At 71.4% G+C, this 16919-nt stretch carries 15 protein-coding genes and 1 riboswitch; of the genes, 14 read left to right on the plus strand and 1 reads right to left on the minus strand.

Features of this window, described 5'->3' with window-relative positions; genetic code table 11:
- The first annotated feature begins 28 nt into the window (after positions 1-28).
- From fmt to INT49_RS07680, 7 genes are all read left to right on the plus strand, one after another.
- A complete protein-coding gene (fmt, locus tag INT49_RS07650) occupies positions 29-1012 on the plus strand; it encodes a methionyl-tRNA formyltransferase (protein WP_193117134.1) in 984 nt (327 codons plus the stop codon).
- A complete protein-coding gene (locus INT49_RS07655) occupies positions 1009-2667 on the plus strand; it encodes an RsmB/NOP family class I SAM-dependent RNA methyltransferase (protein WP_193117135.1) in 1659 nt (552 codons plus the stop codon). Before fmt ends, INT49_RS07655 begins: the two co-directional genes overlap by 4 nt.
- Positions 2664-3350, plus strand: a complete 687-nt coding sequence (gene rpe / locus INT49_RS07660) for a ribulose-phosphate 3-epimerase (protein WP_193117136.1) — start codon at positions 2664-2666, stop codon at positions 3348-3350. Before INT49_RS07655 ends, rpe begins: the two co-directional genes overlap by 4 nt.
- A gap of 46 nt (positions 3351-3396) precedes the next feature.
- Positions 3397-3514, plus strand: a riboswitch (FMN riboswitch).
- A gap of 92 nt (positions 3515-3606) precedes the next feature.
- On the plus strand, positions 3607-4311 hold the full coding sequence (gene pnuC, locus INT49_RS07665) for a nicotinamide riboside transporter PnuC (protein WP_193117137.1): 705 nt from the start codon (positions 3607-3609) through the stop codon (positions 4309-4311).
- Positions 4312-4388: 77 nt separating this feature from the next.
- Complete coding sequence (locus tag INT49_RS07670) at positions 4389-4652, plus strand: phosphoribosyl-ATP diphosphatase (protein ID WP_193117138.1); 264 nt, start codon at positions 4389-4391, stop codon at positions 4650-4652.
- Between the two features lie 111 nt (positions 4653-4763).
- Positions 4764-5621, plus strand: a complete 858-nt coding sequence (hisG, locus tag INT49_RS07675; protein ID WP_193117139.1) for an ATP phosphoribosyltransferase — start codon at positions 4764-4766, stop codon at positions 5619-5621.
- Between the two features lie 8 nt (positions 5622-5629).
- Complete coding sequence (locus INT49_RS07680; protein ID WP_193117140.1) at positions 5630-6091, plus strand: PH domain-containing protein; 462 nt, start codon at positions 5630-5632, stop codon at positions 6089-6091.
- A 19-nt stretch (positions 6092-6110) separates the two neighbouring features.
- On the opposite strand, the gene INT49_RS07685 is transcribed toward INT49_RS07680, so the two are convergent.
- Positions 6111-7253: a DUF3866 family protein gene (locus INT49_RS07685; RefSeq protein WP_193117141.1), complete on the minus strand. Its 1143-nt coding sequence runs from the start codon at positions 7251-7253 to the stop codon at positions 6111-6113.
- 48 nt (positions 7254-7301) lie between these two features.
- Here INT49_RS07685 and INT49_RS07690 point away from each other — a divergent pair, with 48 nt between their 5' ends.
- The 7 genes from INT49_RS07690 to lnt all read left to right on the plus strand — a co-directional run bounded on the left by INT49_RS07690 (position 7302) and on the right by lnt (position 16917).
- Positions 7302-9311, plus strand: a complete 2010-nt coding sequence (locus INT49_RS07690; RefSeq protein WP_319021546.1) for a WYL domain-containing transcriptional regulator — start codon at positions 7302-7304, stop codon at positions 9309-9311.
- Positions 9312-9439: 128 nt separating this feature from the next.
- A complete protein-coding gene (gene tatA / locus INT49_RS07695) occupies positions 9440-9757 on the plus strand; it encodes a Sec-independent protein translocase subunit TatA (RefSeq protein ID WP_193117142.1) in 318 nt (105 codons plus the stop codon).
- Between the two features lie 78 nt (positions 9758-9835).
- Positions 9836-10708 (plus strand): twin-arginine translocase subunit TatC, encoded by an 873-nt coding sequence (gene tatC, locus INT49_RS07700; protein WP_319021547.1) that lies wholly within the window; start codon positions 9836-9838, stop codon positions 10706-10708.
- Positions 10705-11646: a diacylglycerol/lipid kinase family protein gene (locus tag INT49_RS07705; RefSeq protein WP_193117143.1), complete on the plus strand. Its 942-nt coding sequence runs from the start codon at positions 10705-10707 to the stop codon at positions 11644-11646. Before tatC ends, INT49_RS07705 begins: the two co-directional genes overlap by 4 nt.
- The gene (locus INT49_RS07710; RefSeq protein ID WP_193117144.1) at positions 11643-14507 is read left to right on the plus strand and encodes a DEAD/DEAH box helicase; all 2865 of its coding nucleotides are present in this window, start codon (positions 11643-11645) and stop codon (positions 14505-14507) included. The genes INT49_RS07705 and INT49_RS07710 overlap by 4 nt, the downstream gene beginning before the upstream one ends.
- Positions 14504-15313 (plus strand): hypothetical protein, encoded by an 810-nt coding sequence (locus INT49_RS07715; RefSeq protein ID WP_226849907.1) that lies wholly within the window; start codon positions 14504-14506, stop codon positions 15311-15313. Before INT49_RS07710 ends, INT49_RS07715 begins: the two co-directional genes overlap by 4 nt.
- Positions 15310-16917: an apolipoprotein N-acyltransferase gene (gene lnt, locus INT49_RS07720; RefSeq protein WP_193117145.1), complete on the plus strand. Its 1608-nt coding sequence runs from the start codon at positions 15310-15312 to the stop codon at positions 16915-16917. Before INT49_RS07715 ends, lnt begins: the two co-directional genes overlap by 4 nt.
- The last annotated feature ends 2 nt before the right edge of the window (positions 16918-16919 follow it).

The raw sequence follows: 16919 nt of genomic DNA on the forward strand, positions 1-16919 counted from the left end.
CCAGGTCGCCCCGTAGACTCGGGCCATCATGCGTCTGCTCTTCGCCGGTACCCCTGAGGCCGCCCTTCCGTCCCTGCGCACCCTGCTCGACTCGCACCACGAGGTCGTCGGGGTGCTCACCCGCGCCGATGCCCCCTCGGGCCGCGGGCGAAAGCTCACCCCCAGCCCGGTGACGTCGCTCGCGCGAGAGGCCGGGATCCCGGTCCTGACCCCGCCGACCCTGCGGGTCGCGGCCGTCCAGCAGCAGATCCGGGAGCTGGCCCCCGATGCCGCTCCGGTGGTGGCCTACGGCAACCTGGTGCCGCAGGCCGCCCTGGACATCCCCACCCACGGCTGGGTGAACCTCCACTTCTCGCTGCTCCCGCAGTGGCGCGGGGCGGCACCGGCCCAGCGGGCCGTGCTCGCCGGGCAGCGCGAGACAGGGATGAGCGTGTTCCGCCTCGAAAAGGGTCTGGACACCGGGGACCTGATCACGACGGCCCCGACCACGATCGGCGAGTTCGAGACGTCCGGCGAGCTGCTGGAGCGGATGGCCGAGGACGGTGCCGCGGTGCTGCTGCAGGCGCTGGATACGCTCGAGGCCGGCACCGCGACCTTCTCCCCGCAGGATGACGCCCGGGCCACTCACGCCGCGAAGCTCTCCACCGCCGAGGCCCGCATCGACTGGACCCGCCCGGCCGAGGAGGTCAGCGCCCATATCCGAGGCATGAGCCCCCATCCCGGCGCCTGGACGACGCTGGCCGGCTCCCGCACCAAGATCCTCGGCGTCGAGGCGGCACCGGAGCACGAGGCGCTCGCCCCCGGGACGATCGCCACCACCAAGCGCCAGGTGCTCGTCGGCACCGGCACGCAGGCCATCGCCCTGTCCCGGCTCGCCCCCGCCGGCAAGAGACCGATGCGGGCCGCCGATTGGGCACGTGGCGCGGCGCTCCTCGCCGACGCCGCGTTCGCGCGAGGGGACCAGGACGAGGATCAGCAGCAGGGCCAGCAGCAGGATGGAGCACAGGCATGAGCGACGCACGACGGGGACCGGGACACGGGCAGGGTCGCGACGACCGCCGCGACGACCGCCGCGACGACCGGCGCGGGGGGCGACGTGATGACCGCCCGAGCGGGGGCCGCGACGACAAGGGCCGCGAGCGCTCCGGATCACGCGGGCAGGGCGGCCCGCGCCGCGGCTGGTCCGACTCCCGGCCCTCCGAGCGCGGTCGCCGGTCGACGCCCTCGCGGCAGGTGGCCTTCGAAGGGCTGCGCCTGGTGCGCGAGGACGACTCGTACGCGAACCTCGTGCTGCCGCGCCTGCTGCGCTCCGCCCGGGTCTCCGGCCGCGACGCCGCCTTCACCACAGAGCTCTTCTACGGCTCGCTGCGCGCCCAGGGCCGGCTCGATGCGATCCTCGCTGCCTGCGTGGACCGGCCCCTGGCCGACGTCGACCCGGCGCTCGTGGACGTGCTGCGACTGGGGGCCTACCAGCTCCTGGACATGACCGTCGCGCCCCATGCCGCGACCTCCGAGACCGTCGCGCTGGCCCGTTCGCAGGTGGGCGCCGGTGCCGCCAGCTTCGCCAATGCGGTGCTGCGCCGGGTCGGGGCGAAGACCCGTGAGGAGTGGATCGACGAGGTCGCCCCGGACCGGGAGAAGGATCCCACCGGGCATCTCGCCGTCGTCCATTCCCACCCTCGCTGGGTGGTGCGCGCTCTGACCGATGCCCTCGCCGGGCACGGACGCTCGCGGGACGAGATCGACGAGCTGCTGGCCGCGCAGAACGCCGCGCCCGCGGTCTCGCTCGTGATGCGGCCCGGCCTCACCGACCTCGACGAGCTCATCGACAACGGGGCGAGCGCCGGCCGGCTCAGCGTCTTCGCCGCCTCCTGGCCCGCGGGGGATCCCGGCGGCATGGACGTGGTCAAGGACGGACGGGTCGCCGTGCAGGACGAGGGCAGCCAGCTCGCCGCCCTCGCCCTCGCCCTCGGCGCCGACGACCTGGTCCGCGGCGACGACGCCCACTGGCTCGACCTGTGCGCCGGCCCCGGCGGCAAGGCGGCTCTGCTGGGCGGGCTCACCGTGGGGCACGACGCCGATCTGCTGGCCGTCGAGCTCCAGCCCCACCGCACCGAGCTCGTCGACCGGTCCGTGGCGACGCTGCGGGAGGCCGGCTGCGAGATCACGACCCTCACCGCGGACGGCACCACGATCGGCGCCGAGATGCCGGGCCGGTTCTCCCGGGTCCTCGCCGACGTCCCCTGCTCCGGGCTCGGCGCCCTGCGACGTCGCCCCGAGTCGCGCTGGCGCCGCACCCCCGCGGACATCGGCCAGCTCAGCACCCTGCAGCGGACGCTGCTGGGCTCCGCCCTGGACGCCGCGGCCGACGGGGGAGTGGTCGCCTATGTGACGTGCTCCCCGCACCTCGCCGAGACGCGCCTGGTGGTGGCCGACGTCCTCAAGGGCCGGGACGACGTCGAGGAGCTCGACGCCCGCGATGCCGTGCGCGCCGGGGTGCTCCCCGCCGCGCAGTCCACCCTCGACCTGGGTGACGGGCCCGCCGTGCAGCTGTGGCCGCATGTGCACGGCACCGACGCCATGTACATCTGCCTGCTGCGCAAGAACCCCGCCGACAGCTCCTCCGACAGCTACGCCCCCGATGTGGAAGGGACCCCGTCCTCATGAATGCCGCGTACTCGACCGATGGCCAGTACATCCACCCCAGCATCCTCAACGCCGACTTCATGGACATCGGCACCGAGCTCGACAAGATCTCCACCGCCGACAGCGTCCACGTCGACATCATGGACAACCACTTCGTCCCGAACCTCACGTTCGGCACGAGCATGGTCGAGCAGATCGTGCGTCGCAGCGCGATCCCCGTGGACGCGCACCTGATGATCGAGGACGCGGACCGCGAGGCCCCCGCCTACGCGGAGGCCGGGGCCTCCTCGGTGACCTTCCACCTCGAGGCCGCGAGCGCCCCGATCAAGCTCGCCCGCGATCTGCGCCGCAAGAACGTCGAGGTCGGGGTCGCCCTGCGGCCGGCGACGCCGGTCGAGCCGCTGCTGGACGTCATCGGCGAGTTCGACATGCTGCTGCTCATGACGGTCGAGCCGGGTTTCGGGGGCCAGAGCTTCCTGGAGACCATGCTCCCCAAGATCCGTCGGGCGCGGCGTGCGATCAGCGAGGCCAACCTCGAGGTGTCGATCCAGGTCGACGGCGGAGTCAGCCGGGAGACCATCGAGCGCTGCGCGGACGCTGGCGCCAACGTGTTCGTGGCGGGCTCGGCGATCTACCGTGCCCAGGACGCGGCCGAGGAGATCTCCGCCCTGCGCGAACTCGCGCGAGCTCACACGGCGCACTGAGTCTCGACGCTCCGAGCGGGGCTATCCTTAACCCGTCACGACCAGTGACGTGCTCCGGGGTCGGTGAAATTCCGAGCCGGCGGTGACAGTCCGCGACCCGCTTCGGCGGTGGAGCCGGTGGAACTCCGGCACCGACAGTACAGCCTGGATGAGAGGCGCACGTCCTGCATGTCCCAGGGCGCTCTTCGCGCGCTCCGGATCCATGCCGGAACCCTTTTCCCCCGGAGCCACTGCATCCGACGGCGAAAGGACCGACATGGATCTTCTGCAGTGGCTCTTCGACGCGCGAATCGATTTCGCGGGCGGCCAGTTCATTCTTCTGCGCGAGGTGCTCGGCAACGTCTTCGGACTGCTCAGCGCTCTCGGCGGCATGCGACGCAAGGTGTGGGCCTGGCCCATCGGCATCGCCGGCAACCTCCTCCTGTTCACCGTGTTCATGGGCACGCTCTTCGGCAACCCCCAGGCGGTGGACCTGCTCGGCCAGGCCGGGCGCCAGATCATGTTCATCCTCACCAGCATCTACGGCTGGGTGCGCTGGCGGCAGGCGCAGCACGAGGGCGGCACCGCCGTCGAGCCCCAGTGGGCGTCGTGGCGCACCCGCATCCTTCTCGTGGTCGCCCTCGTCGGCGGCACGGCCGCGCTCACCCCCATCTTCCGGGCGCTGGGCTCCTACGAGCCCGTGTGGGCCGACGCCTGGATCTTCATGGGCAGCCTGCTCGCCACCTTCGGCATGGCCAAGGGCTGGGTCGAGTTCTGGCTGATCTGGGTGGCCGTCGACCTCGTGGGCGTCCCGCTGCTCCTGAGCGCGGGCTACTACGCGAGCGCCTTCATGTACGTCTTCTACGGGGCCTTCACCCTGATCGGCTTCTTCGTCTGGTGGCGCGTGCGCAACCGGCAGGACCATCGGAAGCGGGTGTCCGTGGAGACGGCGCACCTGGACCCGACGGTGCGCCGGGACTGACCGTGCACCCGCACCGACCGACGACCGGTGGGTGGTCGCCTTCGTCGATCACCCGCCGGGGCGAGTACCCTGGTGGTGTGAAGGATTTCGAAGCATTGTTCGCCGAGCTGACCGAGAAGGCACGCACCCGCCCCGGGGGCTCCGGCACCGTCCGCGAGCTCGATGCCGGTGTGCATCAGATCGGCAAGAAGATCGTGGAGGAAGCCGCCGAGGTGTGGATGGCCTGCGAGCACGAGACGCAGGAGGATGCCGCGATGGAGATCAGCCAGCTCCTCTACCATCTGCAGGTCATGATGGTCGCCAAGGGCATCAGCCTCGAGGACGTCTACCGGCAGCTCTGAGCCGCCGCACCCGCTTCCAGCTCCCCGACTCCCACCATCCCGTCCGCCCTGCGCGGCGTCCGTCGACGCCCCACCATCATCACGGGCCGCTGACGCGGCCGAGGAGGAACCGTGCTGCGCATCGCAGTCCCCAACAAGGGCGCCCTGTCCGAACCCGCCGCCGACCTGCTCGCGGAGGCCGGCTACCGCCGTCGCGGAACCGCCAAGGAGCTCGTGGTCGTCGACCAGGAGAACGACGTCGAGTTCTTCTACCTGCGTCCGCGCGACATCGCGGTCTACGTCGGCTCCGGCACCGTGGACGTCGGCATCACCGGCCAGGACATGCTGCTGGACTCGCGCACGCCCGCCCAGGAGATCCTGCCGCTCGGCTTCGCCCGCTCCACCTTCCGCTTCGCCGCGGCCGCCGGTCTCCACGAGGACGTCACCAGCCTCGCGGGGGCCCGGATCGCCACCAGCTACGAGAACCTCGTCGAGGACTACCTCGCCGAGCGCGGCCTCAGCGCCTCCGTGGTCCACCTCGACGGAGCGGTCGAGTCCTCGATCCGCCTCGGGGTGGCCGATGTGATCGCCGATGTGGTCGAGACCGGCACCACGCTGCGCCAGGCGGGCCTGGAGCCCTTCGGCGAGGCGATCATGACCAGCCAGGCCGTGCTGTTCTCCCGCCCCGGGATGGAGCTGGACGAGACCGGCGCCCACTCCCTGGAGGTCCTCGAGCGCCGCGTGCGCGGCGTGCTGGTGGCCCGCGAGTACGTCATGCTCGACTACGACATCCCCAGCGAGCTGCTCGAGAAGGCCGTCGAGATCACCCCGGGCCTGCAGTCGCCGACGGTCTCCCCGCTGCACGGCGGGGAATGGTCCGCCGTGCGCGCCATGGTGGATCGCCGCGCGGCCCACCGCATGATGGACGACCTCTATGACGCCGGCGCCCGCGCCATCCTGGTCACCGCCATCCAGGCCTGCCGCATCTGAGTCCTGGGATGTCCACCACCGAGCCGGCGCCGAGCGCGGGGGAGGTGCGGCCCACCCTCGTGATGCGGCCGCGGATGGTGCGCGTCGTCGCGTACCTCACCGGCGTGATCGTGCTGGGCGGTCTGACCGTCGGCGCCGTCATCATGCCCGGCTTCCTGATCGGCGGCCGGCTCGGTCTGGTGGCCGTGGGCGTGATGATCTTCTTCTTCTGCCATCTCGAGGCGTCCGTGCGCCTGGTCGCGCGGCCCTACGTGCTCGAGGTGCGCAACGTGTTCAGGGCCCGCACTCTCGAGTGGGCGGAGATCGTGGACATCAGCTTCCCGATGGGAGATCCCTGGGCGCATCTGGACCTGGCCGACGGCACGACCCTCGCGCTCAACGCCATCCAGCGCTATGACGGGAAGCGCGCCATCCGCACGGCGCACCGACTGCGTGCCCTGGTGCAGGAGCGCGGGGAGGCCCGTCCCTAGCTCGAGGCTGGTCCCTGGATCAGCGAGTGGGGATCAGGCCTGCCGCGCAGCGCCCGGCGAGGGCCGCGTAGCGGAAGGCCTCCGGATCCTCTCCGAGGCTGCGGCCCATGGTCGACAGCCGCACCGGCATCTCCTCGAGGGCATCGCGCAGCCCCTTGGCATCGATCTCGGCGAGCACGTGCTCGGTGCCCCGTGCCCGCGCAGGCTTGACGATCGAGGATTTCACCTGTTCACGTACTGACGCATGAAAAGCGTTGTAACGATGGTCTCGACGGGAGAGGATCGGCAGGTGCACCGGGGCGAGCGTCGCCCGGCCGTAGGTTGTCGCGGAGTGATGGGACAGGCCCCGATGGCGATCACGGGGATCCGCGTTGGAGACTCTCAGCGTCGCCACCGGCGCGCCGCCGAGCGCGGCCGCGGCATGGAGATGCTCGGCGGCCTGCATGCCCGAGAATCCCCAGCCGGTTCCTGTGCCCAGGTTCCCCGGCCCCTGGATCACGACGGCGATATCGCCGCCCACCACGTGCTTGGCCCCCAGCAGCGCCGAATGCACGGTGACCGCCTCGAGGTCGCCGCCGAAGGACTGCCCGGCGCTGATCACCGAGGCGAGCAGCCCCGCTTCCCGCAGGCGGGCGGCGCTGCGCGAGTAGGCGGCGGGCAGCGAGGCGCCGTCGGTGTGCACATAGACGATCTTCGCGCTGTGACGCTCGGCGCGGATGCCGGCGACGAGCGCGGGCAGGGACGAGTGGAGGTCCGCGACGAGCACCGGCATGCCGCCGAGATCCTCCGCACCCTGCATCGTCGCGTAGTGCTCACCCTCGGGGTCGTCGATCGCATCGACCATGGTCTGCATCGGCGTGTAGCGCGCCTTGACCATGTGGCCGGTGATCTCCTCCGGCGCGGGGAGCACATCCAGGCGTGCCACCACCAGGGCGTCCCCGCCGGTGCCGAGGCCACGTCGCAGTGCGTTGGTGTTCAGCAGCACCCTCTCTCCCACGGCCGGGGTGCCGGTCAGCTCCGGATAGGCGATCGCCGACACCGTCTCCGTCTCCGCAGAGGCATCCGCGCCGCGTCCGTCCCTCTCGATCTCGACCTGCAGGCGGTCCACCCCACGCCATGATGACCTCGAGCCGGTGACCGTTGCCCGTTCCCAGTGCAGCATGGGTCCAGCCTAGAGCCCTCGGAGCGCTTCGGCGGCTACGCTGGGCCGGTGGCCTCCAAGAGTGTGGAAAGACTTCTCAACGTCATCATGACGATCGGCTCGCGCCGCCGGATCGACCGCGCGAAGCTCTTCGCCGTGATCCCCGACTATGCGCGAGCGACCTCCGAGCAGGCCGCCGAGCGGATGTTCGAGCGCGACAAGGCGGCGATCCTCGAGCTCGGGCTCCCGCTGGTCACCGACCGCGACGTGCTCGACGAGAACACCGTCTACTACCGCATCGACGCCGCGGAGTCCGGCGCCGTCCTCGACCTCAGCACGCAGGAGTACACCGTGCTGCTGGCCGCGAGCCGCGCCTGGGACGATGCCGCCGCCGGGGGAGCGGCGCGCCGGGTGCGCTCGAAGCTGCTCAGCCTCGGTCACGACGCCGACCCGGATCTGCTGCGGCGCACCCCCCGAGGCGCGGTCGAGTCCCTGCCGGTGCTCTCGCCCCTGCTGGAGGCCGTCACCTCCGCCCGCTCCGTGAGATTCACCTATCGCGGCACCCAGGGTGCCCCGGCCGAGCGGTTCGTCGAGCCCTGGGTGGTCGGTGTCCACGACGGGCACTGGTACGTGCACGGCTGGGATCGCGACCGCTACGCGCCGCGCCTGTTCCGCGCCTCCCGCATCGAGTCGTTCCCGGTCGAGGGTCCTCCGGCCCTCGAGCCGCGTCCCGAGCGGACCGAGCTCGCGACCGTGCTGGACGCCCTGCAGGACAGCGACGACCGGGCCCGCGCCGTGCTCGAGGCGGCTCCGTTCAAGGCCCTCGCCCTGCGGGACCGGGCCGGAGCCCCGCTCGAGGCGACGCGCATCACGCTTCCCGACCTGCCTCGGCCCGCCGCCCGTCGGCTGCTGCTCGCGAACATCCGCTGGCTCGAGCTCGTGGAGCCCGCGGCCTGGCGCGCCGAGGTCGCCGAGGTGCTCGCGAACATCGCCGCGGCCCATGAAGGAGAGGGGGACACCTCCGGGATCGCGGCCGGCGCCGTGCGCACCGCGCCGCGGATCCGCACCACCCCGACCGGGAACGACACCCTCTCGAGGCTGATCTCCGAGGCGTCCTATGTGATGAGCCGCGGCGAGGTCGACCTCGACGAGCTGTCCTCCGCGCTCGGCATCTCCGAGAAGCAGCTGATCACCGACCTGCAGGTGCTCTTCGTCTGCGGGGACATGGGCACCGGCTGGGAGGACTTCATCGAGGCGGAGTGGGAGCAAGGGGTGGTGCGTGTGCGCAACGCCGAGCCCCTGCGTCGCGCGCTGCGGCTGAGCGCCGTCGAGATCACCGCGCTGCTGGCAGGCCTGGCCGCGCTCGAGCCCTCGGCCGGGGACACCGAGGGCATCGTGGCCAGCGCGCGGGAGAAGCTGCTCGCCGGTGTGACCGAGCAGGCGGGATCCGACGAGCCCGTCGAACCGCCCACCCGCGCCGAGCTCGCAGAAGCCGCGTCCGTGGACGAGATGGCCTCCCGCACCGCGGATCGCGCCGAGTCGATCCTGGCCGCGGTCCAGCAGGCGATCCAGGCCGACGACAGCGCCGAGGAGGCTGTGGGCTCTCGACTCACGATCCGCTACTCCTCGGTCGACCGCCCGGGCACCAGCGTGCGCCGGATCCGCCCGCTGCGTATCGAGACCGACGGATCGCGCTCCTACCTTCTCGCCGACTGCGAGCTCGCCGGGGCGAAGCGGAGGTTCCGCCTGGACCGGATCGTCGAGATCCTGCCCGACGCCACCGCGCAGGCCCGGCCGGACGTCGGGGAGGGGCCCAGCCTCGGAGGCCGCCTGGACGGCGATGTCTGGCTGCGCCTGGATCCGCCGGGGCAATGGGTCGCCGAGTCCTTCGGCGCTGCCGAGATGCGCGACGGGGACGGCGGCGTCCTCTATGCACGGCTGGACCGTCCGGTCCGGGCAGCGCTCGTGGACGCGGTGCTGGAGTCCTCCGGAGCGGTCGAGGTCCTGTCCCCGGCCAACCTGAGAAACACGATCGTGACCGTGGCGCAGGTCGCGGGCGCACGTCACACCCAGCAATAGCCGTTACTCTGGAACGGCCCGCCGAGCGGCGGGTCGGATCGCTCACCGAGCTGTCCGTCACGCGCCCCATCCACTGTGGGATGATGTGTGCGCCCGTGCAGATCGCGGCGCAGTTGAAAGGGAATTTCATGGGTATGTTCAAGAGCCCCTGGGCGATCGTCGTCGTGATCCTGGTCGTCGTGCTGCTGTTCGGCGCCAACAAGCTTCCCGGTCTCGCACGCAACATGGGCAAGTCCATGCGCATCTTCAAGACCGAGGTCGAGGAGATGCGCGGGGACGACAAGAAGGACGAGGACGACGACATCGACGAGCCTCGTCGCTCCGCCCGCGACGACCGTCCCCGTGACGACCGTCCGCGTGATGACCGTCAGTACAATCCCCGCGACGAGGCCGAGCACGAGCCCGTGCGCCCGCGCGAGGACGGCGACTCCTACCGCCGCGACTGAGCATCTCGTCGCACAATGACGTCATCGGGTCCGGGCGAGGAATCGCCCGGACCCTGAATGCTGGGAGGAAGCAGACCCGTGGCGAGTGATACGCAGGGACGTGAGCAGGACGCCAAGCGCCGCTCGCGCCGGGACCCCGAAGGCCGGATGGCTCTCGGGGAGCATCTCGTCGAGCTCCGCAACCGCCTGGTGATCAGCGCGATCACCGTGCTGCTCCTCGCGATCGTCGGCTGGTTCGTCTTCCCCTGGGTGTTCGAGGCGTTGAAGCGACCCTTTGCTCTTGCCTCGGAACAGGGGCTCAAGGCCAACTTGAATTTCCAGAGCATCGGAAGCGGTCTGAGCGTCAAGCTCCAGATGTCGGCGTATGTCGGCTTGCTGCTCTCCTCGCCGATGATCATGCTGCAGATCTGGCTCTTCGTGATGCCGGGCCTGCATAAGAACGAGCGCAAGTACGCGGTCGGCTTCTTCGGCTCCGCGATCCCGCTGTTCTTCATCGGCTGCGCCGCCGGCTACTGGGCCGTCAACCAGCTCGTCCCCGTGCTCCTGAGCTTCACGCCGGATGCCGACCAGGTCGAGCAACTGATCACGTACGACGAGTACTTGAACATGCTCGTGAAGACGATGCTCGCGTTCGGCATCGCCTTCGTGATCCCGGTGGTCATGGTGCTGCTGAACTTCCTCGGCATCGTCCGCGGCAAGACGATGCTCAAGGCCTGGCGCTGGATCATCTTCCTCAGCGTCCTGTTCACCGCCATCATGGTTCCCACTCCCGAGCCGATCACCCTCCTGGCGATGTCCGCGGCCATGGCGAGCCTCTTCTTCGCCGCCATCGTCATCGCCCTCCTCCACGACCGCCGCAAGGGCGTGGATGAGGAGGACGAGCTCGACGACGACCAGGCGAGCAGCCTCGACGATGGCCCCTCCTCGCTCGATGAGGACGACGGCCGGTGAGCAGACTCCGGGTCGGGCTGCTCTCGAACCCGACAGCGGCCCTGGGCACAGCTCGACGGGTCGGCCGGCAGGTCGGCGACCTGCTGCGGCTCGCAGGGATCTCGGTCGTGGACCTCTCCGGTCCCTCCGCGCACGTGGCACGGGCCCGGGCGGAGGAGGTGCGCGATACTCTCACCGCCCTCGTGGTCGTCGGCGGCGACGGCACCGTCGCCCTCGGCGCCGAGATCGTCGCCGGCAGCCCCGTCCGCCTGGGGATCGTCCCGGCCGGCAGCGGCAATGATCTGGCTCGGGCCCTCGGCCTGCCCCTGAACGACCCGGAGGAATCCACCCGGATCCTCCTGCATGCCCTCTCGCGCCCCGTGGTCACGGTCGACGCCATCGAGGTGGTCTCCACCGGGGAGCACGCCCTGCCTCACCGCTCCATCGCGCTGGGCAATGTGAACCTCGGCTTCGACGCGCTGGTCAACGCCCGTGCCAACAGCTCCCAGCACTCCCACACCGTGCGCTACAAGACCGCCGTCCTGCGGGAGCTGCCCGCCTTCAAACCCTTCCCCTACTGGATCGAGGTCGACGGCGGCCCGCGCCAGGAACTCGACGCGTCGATCGTCACCATCAGCAACTCCGGGATCTTCGGCGGCGGGATGCGCATCGCCCCCCAGGCCCGCCTGGACGACAGCTCGCTCGAGCTGATCACGCTCGAGGGGATCGGCCGTGCCGAGCTGCTCAGATTCTTCCCGCGGGTCTTCCGCGGCACCCATACGTCCGTCCCCGGCTTCGCGATCCGACCAGTCCGCGAGGTCACGATCGGGCTGCGCCATGGACGAGCTCTGCGCGCCTACTCCGACGGGGAGGCCCGCACCCTGCTTCCCCTCACGGCCCGGATCCTGCCCGGGGCTGTGAGGCTCCTGGCCGATCTCACCCCGGAGGATGCCTCATGACCTCTCCCTCTGAGCAGTACGCCCGCTGGGCGGCGGAAAAGGAGCTCGCGGCTTCCGAGCTCGGCGCCTTCACCGACCGGTACGAGTTCGCGCTCGACGACTTCCAGCTCTCCGGATGCCGGGTCCTCGAGGGCGGCAGCTCCGTGCTCGTCGCCGCGCCGACGGGGGCCGGCAAGACGGTGGTCGGGGAGTTCGCCGTGCACCTGGCGATCGCGCACGGTCGCAAGGTCTTCTACACCGCTCCCATCAAGGCGCTGTCGAACCAGAAGTTCGGCGAGCTGGTCGACTGGCTCGGCCACGACCGGGTCGGCCTGCTGACCGGTGACACCTCGATCCGGCCCGATGCCGACGTCGTGGTCATGACCACCGAGGTGCTGCGCAACATGCTGTACGCCGACTCGTCCCTGCTGGAGGGACTCGGCTTCGTGGTGATGGACGAGGTGCACTACCTGGCCGATCGCCTGCGCGGCCCGGTGTGGGAAGAGGTCATCATCCACCTCGACCGCTCGGTGCAGCTGGTGGCCCTCTCGGCGACGGTCTCCAACGCCGAGGAGTTCGGCGCCTGGCTGCAGGAGGTGCGCGGTGCCACCGAGATCGTCGTCTCCGAGACGAGGCCGGTGCCGCTGTGGCAGCACGTCGTCATCGGTGACGAGCTGATGGACCTCTTCGTCGACGCCGACGGGGAGGCCGTGGTCTCCCACGGCCCCGGCGTGCGCGGCGACCGGCAGGTCAATCCGGAGATCGAGCGGATCACCTCCTTCTCGCTCCCCGTCGACGAACGCTCCGGCGGCCCCCGGGGCCGGGCGCCCGGCGGCCGCAAGGGCACCCGTGGACGGCACCGCCCGCGCGGCTCCGGCCAGCACAGGCCTCCGCATCTGCGCAAGGGCGGCGGGCCCGGCAGCGCCCAGGGGAGCACGGTCCCGCGGCCGGCCCGTCGGCCCGAGGTGATCGAGATGCTCGACGACGCCGATCTGCTGCCGGCGATCATGTTCATCTTCTCCCGGGCCGGCTGCGAAGGGGCGGTGCAGCAGTGCACGCGCGCCCGACTGCGACTGACCGACGAGACCGAGCGCCGCGAGATCCGCCGCGTGCTCGATGACCGCCTGGACGGCATCGGCGTCGAGGACGAGGACGTCCTGGGGATCCCCGCCTTCCGTCGGGCCGTGCTCGACGGCTACGCCGCCCACCACGCCGGGATCCTGCCGCTGCTCAAGACGGTGGTCGAGGAGCTGTTCGCCCGCGGCCTGCTCAAGGCCGTCTTCGCGACGGAGACCCTCGCGCTGGGCATCAACATGCCGGCCCGCTCCGTGGTGCTCGAGAAGCTCGTGAAGTTCAACGGGGTCGAGCACGCGGACCTCACCCCGGGGGAGTACACCCAGCTCACAGGGCGCGCGGGCCGCCGTGGCATCGACACCGAGGGGCACGCGATCGTGGTCGCGGGCGGCCGGTTCGACGCCCACGCCGTCGGTTCCCTCGCCTCCCGTCGCACCTACCCGCTGCGCTCCGCCTTCCGGCCCACGCCGAACATGGCGGTCAACCTCCTGGACCGCTTCGACCTCTCCAGAGCCCGCGAGACGCTCGAGACCAGCTTCGCCCAGTTCCAGACGGACCGCTCCGTGGTGGGCCTGGCGCGTCGCGCCCGCGAGCTCGAGGACACCGCAGAGTCCTATCGCGAGGCCGTCACCTGCGACCGGGGCGACCTCTCGGAGTATGCGGAGATCCAGGAGCGGATCACCGCGAGGGAGAAGACCCTCTCGCGGGCCCGCGCCGCCGCCGACGGCGACCGCACCCGGTCCGTGCTCGGCTCGCTGCACCGCGGTGACGTGATCGCGCTTCCCGGAGGCAAGCGCCGCGGCTACGCGGCCGTGCTGGGCGTGGACCGCCACGTGCTCGGCGGCCCCCAGGTCGATCTGCTCGACACCGAGGGCCGTCGGCGCAGCCTGCGACCCGGCGACGTCCCGTCCCCGCCCGCGGTCATCGACTCCCTGCGCCTGCCGAGCCAGGATTCGCTCGGCAGCGGCAAGGTGCGCAAGGACACCGCCGCCGCGCTGCGCCGGTCCCTGTCCGGGCGCGACGACCCTCGCCGCGAGGTCCGCGCCCGCGTCGACCGCACCCCGTCCACCGCCGCGAACGACGAGGAGCTGCAGCGGCTCAAGGCAGCTCTCGCAGAGCACCCCTGCGCCGACTGCCCGGAGCTCTCCTCCCATCTGCGCTGGGTGGGGCGCTGGCGCAAGGCCCGCCTCGATCTCAGCGGCGTGCAGCGCCGCATCGAGGGACGAACGAGCTCACTGGCCCGTCAGTTCGACCGGCTCACCGACCTGCTGCAGGAGCTCGGCTATCTGGAGCGCGAGGGCGAGGAGCTCGTCCCCACAGCCAGCGGCCTGCGGCTGCGGCACCTGTTCAGTGATCGGGATCTGCTGATCGCGGAGTGCATCGAGCACGGCGCCTGGCAGGGGCTGGACCCGGCCGGTCTGGCCGCGGTGGTCTCAGCGGCCGTCCACGAGGCCCGTCGGGACGACCGCGCCCCGGAGGCCATCGCGGACCCGGCGGTCGACGCCGCCCTGGCCGCGTCCGCCCGGATCGCCGCCGACCTGCAGGTCGCCCAGTCCCGCCACGGGCTCGACGCGACTCCGCCCCCGGATCCCGCGATCTCGGCGATCGTGCACCGCTGGGCCCGCGGGGACCACTTCGCCGCCGCCCTGAACGGGAGCGATCTGCCTCCCGGTGACTTCGTGCGCCATTGCCGGCAGGTCATCGATCTGCTGTCCCAGCTCACCGGTGACCCGCAGCTCGGTGCCGCGGCACGGGCGGCGATCGGGTCCGTGCGCCGGGGGCTGGTCGCCCAGGAGATCGATCGATGAGCTTTCTCCCAGGCGGGCACGACATCCTGGGGGACGTGACCGAGACCGACCGCGCCGCTCAGCCCATCCAGCCAGCCCAGCCCGTGCTCTACACCGGCATCGTGCTCTACAGCAGCCAGGATCCCGAGGCCTCGGCGATGCTCGTCTCCGGCGGTCTGATCGCCTGGACGGGCCCCGAGGACACCGCCCGGGTGATCCATGACGGTGCACAGATCGTCGATGCCACCGGCTGCCTGATCACTCCCGGGTTCGTCGATGCCGCCGCCACTGCCGACGGCTCGGCGCCGGATCCCGGCACGGAGGCGTCAGCGGCCGCCCGGGGGGTCGTGCTGCGCCTGCCCGGTCCGACGGGGGAGCGGGAGGGCGTGCGGGTCATCGCCCCGGCCACCGAGGACGCCGACTATCTCGACCTGGCCTCTGCCGGGGTCCCGGTCGCGTTCGGCTCCGCCGGTGATCCCGACGCCGCCGACCCCTGGGACTGGGTGCGCGGCGCCACTCGTCGGCCGCCCGCTGACCAGCGGATCAGCGACCGCGCCGCCTTCCTCGCGGCCTCCCGCGGAGGCCAGCGGGTCGCCGGTGCCCGGCATCCGGGCACCCTGCAGACGGGCATCGAGGCGACCTTCGTGATCTGGGAGCCGTGGGATCTCACCGTCCAGTCCCGTGCCGAACGGGTCGACTCCTGGTCCACGGATCCCCGTTCCCGCACGCCGCTGCTGCCGGACCTGGATCTGGGCACCCCTCGGGCACTGCGCACCGTGGTCGGGGGGCGGATCGTCCACGACCGGCTCGGGCAGGGGAGGGCATGACGCCGCAGCCCCGGGACGACGTCGATCCGACGCCCTGGCCCGCGGCGCTGATCTGCGGGGCGGCGGGCGGCCTGGCTGCACTGGCCGCCTTCCCGCCGTACGGGATGTGGATGCTGCTGCCCGTCTCGTTGGCCCTGCTCTCGGCGGCCCTGCTCACCCGGTCCGGGTGGGTCGCGGCGCTGGCCTCGCTCGCCTGGGGCGTCGCCTTCTTCGTCCCGCTGACGGCCTGGGCGAACACCTATGCCGGCACAGCGCCCTGGATCGCACTGGGTGTCTTCGAGGCCCTGTTCATCGTCCTGTTCGGCCTGCTGGCCCGCCTCGTGCTGGTGCGTCGCGGTCTGTGCCCCACCTCGGCGCTGGTGGTCTCCGCCCTCTGGGTCGGGGTCGAGACGCTGCGCAGCCACGCCCCCTGGGGCGGCCTGCCCTGGGGCGCCTCCGCCTTCGCCCTCGGCGACTCGCCGCTGCTGAACCTCGGCCCGTGGATCGGTATGGCCGGCCTCTCCTTCGTGGTCGCCTTCCTGGGACAGATGATCCTGCACGGTGCGCTGTCGCTGCTGGGGCGCCGTCACCGCGGCCTGACCGGCTTCGCCGGGGTCTGGCCCTTCGCGCTGGCCGTCGCAGCGATCCTGGCGACCGTCGTGGTCCCGCACCCTGTCAACCGCGCCCCGGTGGACCGGCCCACGATGACCGTCGCCGGGATCCAGGGCTCCATGGACCGGATCGATCCCGCCACGATGATCATGCCGGACGACGTGTTCGAGAACCATCTCGCCGTCACCCGCTCCCTGATCGAGTCGACCTCTCTCGAGGGCCGGCAGCTGGACCTGATCGTCTGGCCCGAGGACTCCACCGGCTATGACCCCCGGCAGGACCCCTGGATGGCGGACCAGCTGACCGCAGCCGCGGCCGACGCCGGAGCCCCCGTCCTCATCGGCACCCAGGCCGCGGTCGGGGAGTCCGAGCGCCTGAACCAGTCGGTGCTCTACACCTCCGACGGATCCACGCCGTACGCCTACTCCAAGCGGCATCCCGTCCCCTTCGGCGAGTACGTCCCGTTCCGCGACTTCTTCCGGACGCTGTCCGACAAGGTCGATCTCGTCTCCCGGGACATGATCCCCGGCGAGGAGGTCGGGGTCATGGACATGGGCGAGCTCGGAGCGGGCGAGGACTCCGTCGGCGTGCTGATCTGCTTCGAGATCGCCTACGACAACCTGGTCACCGACGCCGTCGACTCCGGCGCCGAGGTGATCGTGATCCAATCCAACAACGCCCTCTTCGGCGATTCCCACGAGGCGATCCAGCAGCTCGCCGAGGCGAAGGTGATGGCGGTGGTCTCCGGCCGCAGCGTCGTCCACGTCTCGACCGTCGGCCAGTCCGCGATCTTCACCCCCGAGGGCCGACGGCTGGACTTCGTGGGTCATTGGGAGCAGGGTGCGGTCCTCGCCGACGTGCCTCTGCGCACCGGGATCACCCCGGCCGTCGCCGGCGGCCCCTGGATCGCCGTGGGGATCTCCGCCCTCGGTCTCCTCGGCCTGCTGGGCGCCCTCTCCGGCCGACGACGCGCGCTTGCCCCGGCCCCCGCCCGCCGACGCCCGAGGAGCTGACC

The sequence above is a fragment of the Brachybacterium tyrofermentans genome (assembly GCF_014897585.1).
GTDB lineage: Bacteria > Actinomycetota > Actinomycetes > Actinomycetales > Dermabacteraceae > Brachybacterium > Brachybacterium tyrofermentans.

Bases quoted from the DNA above. Each gene is read 5' to 3' on its own strand.
- rpe (WP_193117136.1), top strand. From the start codon at position 2,664: ATGAATGCCGCGTACTCGACCGATGGCCAGTACATCCACCCCAGCATC.
- tatA (WP_193117142.1), top strand. From the start codon at position 9,440: ATGGGTATGTTCAAGAGCCCCTGGGCGATCGTCGTCGTGATCCTGGTC.
- fmt (WP_193117134.1), top strand. From the start codon at position 29: ATGCGTCTGCTCTTCGCCGGTACCCCTGAGGCCGCCCTTCCGTCCCTG.
- lnt (WP_193117145.1), top strand. From the start codon at position 15,310: ATGACGCCGCAGCCCCGGGACGACGTCGATCCGACGCCCTGGCCCGCG.
- INT49_RS07715 (WP_226849907.1), top strand. From the start codon at position 14,504: ATGAGCTTTCTCCCAGGCGGGCACGACATCCTGGGGGACGTGACCGAG.
- INT49_RS07655 (WP_193117135.1), top strand. From the start codon at position 1,009: ATGAGCGACGCACGACGGGGACCGGGACACGGGCAGGGTCGCGACGAC.
- INT49_RS07685 (WP_193117141.1), bottom strand. From the start codon at position 7,253: ATGCTGCACTGGGAACGGGCAACGGTCACCGGCTCGAGGTCATCATGG.
- INT49_RS07680 (WP_193117140.1), top strand. From the start codon at position 5,630: ATGTCCACCACCGAGCCGGCGCCGAGCGCGGGGGAGGTGCGGCCCACC.
- pnuC (WP_193117137.1), top strand. From the start codon at position 3,607: ATGGATCTTCTGCAGTGGCTCTTCGACGCGCGAATCGATTTCGCGGGC.
- INT49_RS07710 (WP_193117144.1), top strand. From the start codon at position 11,643: ATGACCTCTCCCTCTGAGCAGTACGCCCGCTGGGCGGCGGAAAAGGAG.